This is a genomic window from Hyella patelloides LEGE 07179 (assembly GCF_900659865.1).
In the GTDB taxonomy this organism is placed as follows: domain Bacteria; phylum Cyanobacteriota; class Cyanobacteriia; order Cyanobacteriales; family Xenococcaceae; genus Hyella; species Hyella patelloides.
This window is the reverse complement of record NZ_LR213800.1, coordinates 27,001-37,277: the sequence shown is the minus strand read 5'-3', so window position 1 is coordinate 37,277 and position 10,277 is coordinate 27,001. Positions and strand designations below refer to the sequence as shown.

Annotated in this window: 4 protein-coding genes and 1 pseudogene; 4 read left to right on the top strand and 1 reads right to left on the bottom strand. The window is 42.1% G+C overall.

Annotated features, from left to right (window positions below):
- From H1P_RS07930 to H1P_RS07920, 3 genes are all read left to right on the top strand, one after another.
- Positions 1-430 (top strand): transposase family protein (locus H1P_RS07930; protein ID WP_144865862.1); only part of this gene is annotated, 430 nt, incomplete at its 5' end.
- A 563-nt stretch (positions 431-993) separates the two neighbouring features.
- Entirely contained in the window at positions 994-3,132 is a 2,139-nt protein-coding gene (locus tag H1P_RS07925) for an amidase family protein (RefSeq protein ID WP_222426981.1), read from the top strand.
- Positions 3,133-3,225: 93 nt separating this feature from the next.
- Complete coding sequence (locus H1P_RS07920; protein WP_186375885.1) at positions 3,226-5,367, top strand: amidase family protein; 2,142 nt, start codon at positions 3,226-3,228, stop codon at positions 5,365-5,367.
- Positions 5,368-5,549: 182 nt separating this feature from the next.
- Here the strand turns inward: H1P_RS07920 and H1P_RS38150 are convergent, their stop codons facing one another.
- Positions 5,550-9,602 carry a CHRD domain-containing protein gene (locus tag H1P_RS38150; RefSeq protein WP_246141522.1) on the bottom strand — a complete coding sequence of 1,351 codons (4,053 nt, stop codon included), beginning with the start codon at positions 9,600-9,602 and terminating at the stop codon, positions 5,550-5,552.
- Positions 9,603-10,096: 494 nt separating this feature from the next.
- On the opposite strand from H1P_RS38150, the pseudogene H1P_RS07905 reads away from it, so the two are divergent.
- A pseudogene (locus H1P_RS07905) lies at positions 10,097-10,264 on the top strand (IS5/IS1182 family transposase); the annotation flags it as partial.
- Positions 10,265-10,277: the final 13 nt, after the last annotated feature.

Below are 10,277 nucleotides of genomic sequence, written 5' to 3'. Positions count from 1 at the left end.
TAGTGGCAAAAAGAAAAAGCCTACTCTAAAGTCTCAAATAATCATCGACCAAAATAGTAAGCAGATTATATGCATTGCTCATGGAAAGGGAAAAGAACACGATTTTAAGTTATTTAAAAATAGTAAACCTCATCTAAGACAAGAGATAAAAGTTCTTGGAGATCAAGGTTATCAAGGAATAGCTAAAATCCACAAACTGAGTCAGACACCTCATAAAAAGCCCAAAAAAAGTAAATTGTTGAAAAAACCAAAAGAAGAAAATCGACAATTAGCTTCAGAAAGAATAGTGATTGAACATATTTACCGACATCTCAAAGTGTTTAGGATTTTATCAGAGCGATATCGTAACCGAAGAAAAAGATTTGGCTTGCGCTTTAATTTAATTGCTGCTATCTATAACTACGAACTTCGTTTGAACTCAACTATATAGCGATCGCTACTTTTGCAAGAGGTCTATTTTAGATATTTTGTTTGACTATAATTAATATTTTATCAATGATCAAAAAAAATTACATAGTTTTTAGTCTATGCTTTAGCTGCTTCTGGTCTAAAAATTATCATCGTCGCACTCTATAATCTTATAAGGAAAGACTACTTGCGATCGCTTATAGCTATTAACAAGACTTGCATAGTGAGAGCAATTTTATCCACCACGCTTGCCTTATTCCACTATACCAGAAGTAATCCCATCATTCTGTAGAATGCAAGTGGGTTCTAGAGTTATAAAAAATAGTGTACTAATACTGTACCCATAGCATAATACAATAAGTATTTTTGGGCACATTTATAGGAATTCAACTATTTTATGATAAACCAGTCTGTCGCATTAGATTAAACCTTATATGGCGATCGCTATAAGCAAAACTGCCACTTTTTTTGAAGCAAAGAGATGGAATTCCTTCGCTCAAATTTTGACTAACGCTCAGGGCAGACTTCGTTGTCAAACGATGAAGTAATCTTTGACAATTGCCAAATTATGGGAGCAAGAACACTTTGTCTATCACCGTTACATCAACTTCAGAACCAACTACCTTCAATTTGACGGATGCAACCATTGCAGATATTGAGCAAGCGTTTGAATTTGGGGCATTAACTTCAGAAGGATTAGCTCAACTTTACCTCAACCGTATTGAAGCCTATGAACCAATACTCAACTCTATTATCGAACTCAATCCCAATCTTTTAGAGCAAGCCAGAGAAATAGATGTCCAACGTCGTCAGGGAAATTTAACCAGTGCCCTAGCAGGGATTCCAGTTCTGTTAAAAGACAACATCGACACGGCAGATTTACCGACAACCGCAGGTTCTCTAGCATTAGAAGGGTCGATTCCCCCCGATGATGCTTTTATCACCGCAGAACTTCAAGATGCGGGTGCGCTAATTTTGGGCAAGGCAAGCTTAACCGAATTTGCCAACTTCCTTACTAGTGGTATGCCCAATGGCTATAGTTCCCTTAATGGCTTTACCTATAATCCTTATAATCCCACTCCCGAAACTGATGGAGAACCAATTCTAGACACTGGTGGTTCTAGTAGTGGTCCTGCCGTGGCAGTTGCTGCAAGTCTAGTTCCCGTATCGATAGGCACAGAAACATCTGGTTCTATTCTCAGCCCTGGTAACCGTAATTCGGTTGTGGGTATCAAACCAACAGTCGGTTTAGTTAGCCGTGATGGGATTATTCCCATTGCTGAAAGCCAAGATACGGCAGGTCCTTTTGGTCGTACTGTTGCCGATGCAGCAACTTTATTAGGAGAGTTGACTGGAGTAGATCCCAGCGATGAGGCAACCGCTGCTAGTGAAGGACAGTCTTTTACTGACTATACTCAATTTCTCGATCCAGATGCTCTCGATGGAGCTAGAATTGGCGTTCCTAAAGCATATTGGGCAGGTCTTTCAGAAGACCAAGTTGCATTGATAAACGATACCATCTCTACTCTTGAAAGTCAGGGAGCGACAATTATATATGAAGAGATTCCTAGTACCCAAGAGTTATTTGAGTTTGATTCTTCTGTACTTTTTTATGAGTTTAAAAGAGACCTCAATAGGTATCTAGATAGCTTGGGTGATGATGCTCCTGTAGAAACATTGGCAGAGGTTATTGCTTTTAATCAAGCCAATCCCGAAGAAGCTCTAAGATACGGACAAACTCGTGCTTTAGCCGCACAAGAAATCGACCTAGTAGAAGATAGACCACAGTATTTAGAAGATCGAGCAACAGATTTACGTCTGTCAAGAGAGGAAGGCATTGATGCTTACCTCGAACAGCACGATCTCGATACAATTTTGTTTCCCGAAAATCGTGGTGCTAGTATAGCTGCTAAAGCAGGATACCCTAGCGTTATCGTTCCTGGTGGCTATCTTCCTGATGGTGCGCCTTTTGGAGTAACTTTTTCAGGGACTGCCTTCAGCGAACCAGAACTGATCGCACTTGCTTATTCATACGAGCAAGCCAGCGAACTTCGCGTTTCTCCCGAAAGTACGCTTCCCTTAGAAGGAGAGTCTTTTGAGTATCTTACCGAGGTAATTGTCACTGGAGATACTGAAAATAATGAGATTGCTCCAGAGTTAGTTGCCGACTTTGATGGTAATGGGGATTTTATTTTTGCAGGGGCTGGAGACGATCTGGTTGATACTTCCCAAGCTTTGACAGGAGAAAATCGGCTCTATGGTGGTGCTGGGGATGATGAGCTAATTGTGGGCTTGAGCGATCGCGTTTTTGGCGACGCAGGAGACGATCTCCTCGATGCTTCGGTGGGTAGAGGGCAAAATCGGCTCTACGGTGGTGCTGGCAATGATGATTTCTTCCTCGGTAGTAGCGATCGCGCTTTTGGTGGTCAGGGTTCCGATCGATTTTTTGTTATTACTGGCGGTGACAACCTCGTTTCTGGTGGTCAAGGAGCCGACCAATTCTGGATTGCTAACGCCCAATTACCCGACGCTGTCAATACCATTACCGACTTTGAAATCGGCAAAGATGTTATTGGTATTGGTGGATTCGATTTTAGTTTTGCCGATCTCAGCCTAACTCAACAAAATGACAACACCTTAATTTCTACGGTTACTCAAGACTTGGCAATTTTAGATGGAATTCAAGCAGAGACTTTAAGCGAAAGTGATTTTGTTTTGGCATAAGTTGAGTAAGTATATATCAAGAAAGTGCGATCGCAGCCTGAGTATCGACGATCGCGAGACATTTTTAGCATTTTTAGCAGGAGTGAATTAATAGTGTCCATTAGAGTTTCCCCCCTTTCAGAACCAACAACATTCAATTTAGTTGAAGCGACAATCGACGATATCGATCTAGCGTTTGAATTTGGAGCGTTAACTGCCAAAGAATTAGTACAACTTTATCTCAATCGTATTGAAGCATACGATGATTCCGATCCCGCAATTAATTCAATTATTAATCTCAATCCCCACGCCTTAGAAACTGCTAAAAAAGTAGATCGGCAACGTTTTGCGGGAAAAGACCTAGGAACGCTGGCAGGCATACCCGTGATCCTCAAAGATAACTACGATGCATCGGATGTTCAAACTACCGCTGGCGCGATCGCCCTAGAAGATTTTATTCCTGAAGAAGATGCCTTTCAGGTAGCTCAATTGCGAGATGAGGGAGCGATTATTTTGGCAAAGGCAAACTTGTCAGAATTCGCCTTTTCGTTCGAGACAACTAGTTCTCTGGGAGGCACTACCCTCAATCCTTACGACCCAGAGCGTAATGCTGGCGGTTCGAGTGGTGGTACGGGAGCTGCGATCGCTGCTAATTTTGGTACGATTGGTACGGGAACGGATACAGGTGGTTCGATTCGTATTCCCTCAACTTTCAACAGCTTGGTGGGGATTCGACCGACAATCGGTCTTACTAGTCGTTCGGGCATTATTCCCCTGGCTTTGACTCAGGACGTTGGAGGGCCAATAACCCGCACAGTTACAGATGGTGCCCTGACTTTAGATGCTCTGGCTGGCTTCGATCCAGAAGATCCTATAACCGCGTCTAGTATCGGTCAAATTCCCGAAAGCTACACCAATTTTCTCGATTCCGATGCCCTCGATGGAGCTAGAATTGGTGTCGTGCGGGAGTTGTTTGGCTCTGACGACGACCCCAGAACAGCAGCAACCAACGCCGTCGTTGATAACGCGATCGCCGAAATCGAAGCTTTAGGAGCAACGGCGATCGATGTTGAGATTCCCAACCTGGATGAGATTTTAGAATTCCCTAGTTTAAGTACTTTGGAGTTTAAACGGGATCTCAATAATTACTTAGCAGAGCGAGACGCACCGATTGCCGACTTAGAAGCTCTAATCGAAAGTGGTGAATACTTAGAAGATTTTGAAAATGCCTACATCGCGAGAAATGAGATAGATTTGAGCGATCCAGAAACTGCTGCTGAGTATCAAGAAATTCTCACCGAACGACCTGCATTAACCCAAAGTTCTTTATTGGAAGTCTTAGACGGTCAAAATCTCGATGCTTTGATTTATCCAACCGCTGAGAGTCCACCTAACTTATTTGATGAATCTACAGGTGCGGGTTCGGCAAATCGTTTAAGTCCTTTTTCGGGATTTCCAGCCATTAGTGTACCAGCAGGATTTACTGAAGATGGTCTTCCTGTAGGAATTGAATTTCTCGGTCGAGCTTTTAGCGAACCAACCTTGATTGGCTTGACCTACTCATTCGAGCAGGGAACTCAATTTCGGATGCCTCCTGAGAGTACGCCGTCATTAGAAGGAGAATCATTTGAATATTTAACTCAAGTAGCCGTTTATGGAGATCCTGAAAATAATGAGATTGCTCCAGAGTTAGTTGCCGACTTTGATGGTAATAAAGATTTGATTTTTGCAGGGGCTGGAGACGATCTGATTGATACTTCCCAAGCTTTGACAGGAGAAAATCGGCTCTATGGTGGTGCAGGGGATGATGAGCTAATTGTGGGCTTGGGCGATCGCGCTTTTGGCGACACGGGAGACGATCTTCTTGATGCTTCGGTGGGTAGAGGGCAAAATCGGCTCTACGGTGGTGCTGGCAATGATGATTTCTTCCTCGGCAGTGGCGATCGCGCTTGGGGCGGTCAGGGAGACGATCGATTTTTTGCAATCTCTGGCGGTGACAACCATCTTTCTGGTGGTATGGGCGCAGACCAATTCTGGATTGCTAATGCCCAATTACCCGAGGCGGTCAATACCATTACCGATTTTGAAATCGGAGAAGATGTTATTGGTATTGGTGGATTCGATTTGAGTTTTGCCGCTCTCAGCCTAACTCAACAAAATGACAACACCTTAATTTCTACGGTCACTCAAGACTTGGCGGTTTTGGTCGGAATTCAAGCAGAGACTTTAGGGGAAAGCGATTTTGTTTTAGTGTAACCGAGCCAAGCTAGTAGTCAACCAAATTAATTATGACAATCAAGGTGAGGATTTTGCTTAATTCTCCTTATGAGTTGTTTTTTTAGGGACAACTTAAGAAAAGTGATGCTTTAGAACACTCTCACCGAGAGCGATCGCTCTCGGTGATTACCTGGCTACATTCGGTGATGTTGCAGAAGTACTTAATCTAAAGATTCAAAAGCAACTCCTTGATTATCAAAGATATTAGAAAAGTCAGGATTATTTTCTATCGATTCAGTTTCTCCTGGTCCAGCAAACAGAAAAGTATTGTTTTGATTGTTTTGAAAGCGGTTAAATTCTGTCCCTAATCCTGAACCTGCTCCACGGACATAGAAGGCTAAACCTTCTTCGGTAAATTCTTCCGCAAAGTTTTCGTTAATACTTTGCCTTTCTTGTTCTCCTACAAACACGAAAGTACCAGGGGTGAGGTTACTCTGAAAACGAAATTGAGGGATTAAACCTTCTTCTGGGGTTGCACTAGCAGTAAATGCGGGAGTGATTGAACCGTCTTCTTGTACGCCCTCTAGTTCAAAAATTTCGTTGAGGTTAGGATCGGCTTCGATAGCTTCTCTTTCTCCTTCACGGACAAAGATATAGGTTCCCGTATCAAAGTTTGTATTGCGGAAGCGGAATAGTTCAATAGTATTTTGTTCTTCTTCCTCTACTACTAATTGACCCCGAATTGCACCTGCGGGAAACTCTTCAGTATGAACGTTCCAGTAAAGGTCGAGATCTTCTCCTGCTTCGGCATCACGAATCTCTGAGACAAATTCGCTAAGGTCAGTACTGGAAGGGTCTGTTTCTTCCCAAACACCAGTTAAAGTTACCGAACCATCATCATTAGCCGTAACGGTTAAATCTTCATCTTGATTGCCCTGAATATCTAAAACATCACCCAATTCTGGTGTCACAGTATCAAATAAAGAGAAGACAATATCCCCATTTTCACCTCTGGGTGCGTTGTGAATATGCAAGCGAGTGACATCATCGCTAGTGTCTTCAGTCTGCGCACCTCCTTCAATTAAGCCATTGGCACCAAAATCTAAACCAGAAACAGTCAAGCTATATTCTAAGCTGTCACCAGTATCGTTAAGAGTGAGCGTAGAAGTTCCTGTGGCATCCTCATCTCCTGCTTCTACTTCTTGTTCCCCATCTAGAGTAGAAGTAATATTTACAGGTTCTTCAATAACTTCTTCCTCTACTACTAATTGACCCCGAATGGCACCTGCGGGAAACTCTTCGGTATGAACATTCCAGTAAAGGTCGAGGTCTTCTCCTGCTTCGGTATCACGGATCTCGGAGACAAATTCGCCAAGGTCAGTACTAGAAGGGTCTGTTCCTTCCCAAACACCAGTTAAAGTAACTGAACCATCATCATTAGCCGTAACTGTTAAATCTTCATCTTGGTTTCCTGGGATCTCTAAAACATTCCCTAAGTCATCGGGTGTCACAGTATCAAAGAGAGAAAAGACAATATCACCATTTTCACCTCTGGGTGCGTTATGAATATGCAAACGAGTAACATCATCGCTAGTATCTTCAGTCTGCGCACCTCCTTCAATTAAGCCATTGGCACCAAAATCCAAACCAGTGACGGTTAAGCTATATTCTAAGCTGTTTCCAGTATCGTTAAGAGTGAGAGTAGAAGTTCCTGTGGCATCCTCATCTCCTGCTTCTACTTCTTGTTCCCCATCTAGAGTAGAGGTAATAAATACAGGTTCTTCAATAACTTCTTCCTCTACTACTAATTGACCCCGAATGGCACCTGCGGGAAACTCTTCGGTATGAACGTTCCAATAAAGATCGAGGTCTTCTTCTGCTTCGGCATCACGAATCTCTGAGACAAATTCACCAAGGTCAGTACTGGAGGGGTCTGTTCCTTCCCAAAAACCAGTAAGAGTTACTGAACCATCATCATTAGCCGTAACTGTTAAATCTTCATCTTGATTGCCCTGAATATCTAAAACATCACCCAATTCTGGTGTCACAGTATCAAATAAAGAGAAGACAATATCCCCATTTTCACCTCTGGGTGCGTTGTGAATATGCAAACGAGTAACATCATCGCTAGTGTCTTCTGTTTGCGCACCTCCTTCAATTAAGCCACTAGCACCAAAATCCAAACCAGTGACGGTTAAGCTATATTCTAAGCTGTTTCCAGTATCGTTAAGAGTGAGAGTAGAAGTTCCTGTGGCATCCTCATCTCCTGCTCCAACTTCTTGTTCCCCATCTAGAGTAGAGGTAATAGATACAGGGTCATCTACTACGGAAACAGTAACGCGAGCTACTTGATAACCATCAGCAGTAAAGTCAGCATTATTGAAAGCTGCGGGTGCGCCTTCTGTAGTGCCATCTTCACTCAAAATTCTGCCATCTTCAATAAAGCCAGGATGAGGTGTGACTACTCCATTTTCATCTTCCCCTGTATTTAATTCTGCTTGAGAGAAGAATGCAGTATTCTCTGCTAACTCGTCATTAACTTCGGTTCCTCCATCAAGAACTTGACTTCCTGCAACAATAAAATCAGCACCGATAAAGTTTCCTTCCTCATCAAATAAGGAATGAGCCATAGGATTCCCATTAGAAACAAAGGCATCGTTGGAGGGAATAATCATCGAAGCATAACTAAAAAACTGGTTAGTATCGTCATTGCTATCGAGAGTAAAGGTTTCTGTTACCGTTTCTCCAGGGTCAATAGGTCCTTCAATACCTTCTCCTCCTGTGATAGTGCCATCAAGAGTTCCGTCTCCACTGATAGCAAACTCTTCAGACAAAGCAGCAGTCTCACCATCTTCGACTAAGCTTTCTAAACCAGGAGAAATCGGTCTACCACGGTCATAAGTATCAAAATCGCCATCATGAAAACCAACCCAGAAAGGAGTTAAAAAGGTTCCCGCTTCTGGTGCTAAGTTTTCAATAGTTACTCTTACTTCTAGAGGTTCTGGTTCGGGAGGATTATCTTCTTCATTATTCACTACCAGTTGTCCGCGAATTGCGCCCCCTGGAAACTCTTCTGTATGGACATTCCAGTAAAAATTCAAATCTTCGTCTTCTGCTTCTGCACCTTCTCTAATTTCGGGAACAAATTCGCTTAAAGCAGTACTAGCAGGGTCAGTTTCTTCCCAAGCACCAGTTAAAGTTACTGAACCATCATCATTAGCAGTAACTGTTAAATCTTCATCTTGGTTTCCTGGAATTTCTAAAACGTTACCTAATTCTGGTGCGACAGTATCAAATAAGGAAAAGACAATATCGCCGTTTTCTCCTCTGGGTGCGTTATGAATATGCAAGCGAGTAACATCATCGCTAGTTTCTTCGGTTTGCGCTCCTCCTTCAATTAAACCATTGGCACCAAAATCTAAACCATTGACGGTTAAGCTGTATTCTAATGCATTACCCGCATTGTTAAGAGTAAGAGTAGAATTTCCTGTGGCATCCTCATCTCCTGCTTCTACTTCTTGCTCTCCATCTAAAGTAGAAGTAATAGTTACAGGAGCTGCAAGAGGAAGGGGTGGTTCTTCGCTACGCTCATCAAGAGATACTGTAATACGCGCTACTTGATAACCCTCAGCAGTAAAGTCAGCATTGTTAAAAGCTGCGGGTGCGCCTTCTGTAGTACCATCTTCACTCAGAATTCTGCCATCTTCAATAAAGCCAGGATGAGGTGTGACTACTCCATTTTCATCTTCCCCTGTATTTAATTCTGCTTGAGAGAAGAATGCAGTATTCTCTGCTAACTCATCGTTGACTTCTGTTCCTCCGTCGAGGACACTGCTACCTGCAACAATAAAATCAGTACCGATAAAGTTTCCTTCTTCATCAAAAATCTGAAATGCAGAAGGATTGCCATTGGAAATAAAGGCATCATTGGAGGGAATAATCATCGAAGCATAGCTAAAAAACTGGTTAGTATCTGCTTCGCTATCAAGAATAAAAGTTTCTGTTATCGTTTCTCCAGGGTCAATAGGCCCTTCAATACCTTCTCCTCCTGCGATAGTGCCATCGATAGTTCCGTCTCCACTGACAGCAAACTCTTCAGACAAAGCAGCAGTCTCGCCATCTTCAACTAAGCTTTCTAAACCAGGAGAAATCGGTCTACCACGGTCATAAGTATCAAAATCGCCATCATGAAAACCCACCCAGAAAGGAGTTAAAAAAGTTCCTGCTTCTGGTGCTAAGTTTTCAATAGTTACTCTTACTTGAGTTTCAGCCATTTATTAAGTTACCTCTTAATTATTTTTATATAGGGTAAAAACACCTTAAGCACTGCTTGATAGTGATATAGTTCCCATAATTAATTACATATTTACCAGAATGACAAAAAGAAATCCCGATATGTCTAGCTAGCTTTTGTAGCATATTATATTATGCTTTAAATAAATAAATTTTGCCTGAGAAATAACTGAAATGACGCTTACACTTAATGAATTTATACAAATTTATACATTTTAGGAACAGCCCTTTCAAGGTGTATCTTTTTAGGTCTTAATGTTGTTAAACATCGGTAAAAGGATGAGGGATAAGGGATGAAAGATGAGCGGTTAGACCCCACATCTGACGTGGCGTATTCTGGGGAAACCCCAGAATCGGATACTGTTGGCGAATTCAAAAAACACCCCTTTAAGCGATCGCTATCTACCTAAAAATTTAATAATCTTGCCTGAATACCAATAATCTAAAATAAACTCCGAAAGGTTGAGGTGAGCTGATGTGTTTACATCCTGAATCGATACCTCCCGTTCCAGAAGTTACAACAAGAGTAGCTAAAGCAGCGTTTCCCAAGGGCAATAGATATATGCGTTTGAGAGATGAACTAGGAGTGTTCTACAACGATGAAGATTTTGCCAAACTATATCCAGACAAAGGACAGTCAGCATATATAACTTTTA

What these genes read in the sequence shown, in the direction of transcription:
- H1P_RS38150 (WP_246141522.1), bottom strand. Translation starts at nt 9,602, where the DNA reads ATGGCTGAAACTCAAGTAAGAGTAACTATTGAAAACTTAGCACCAGAA.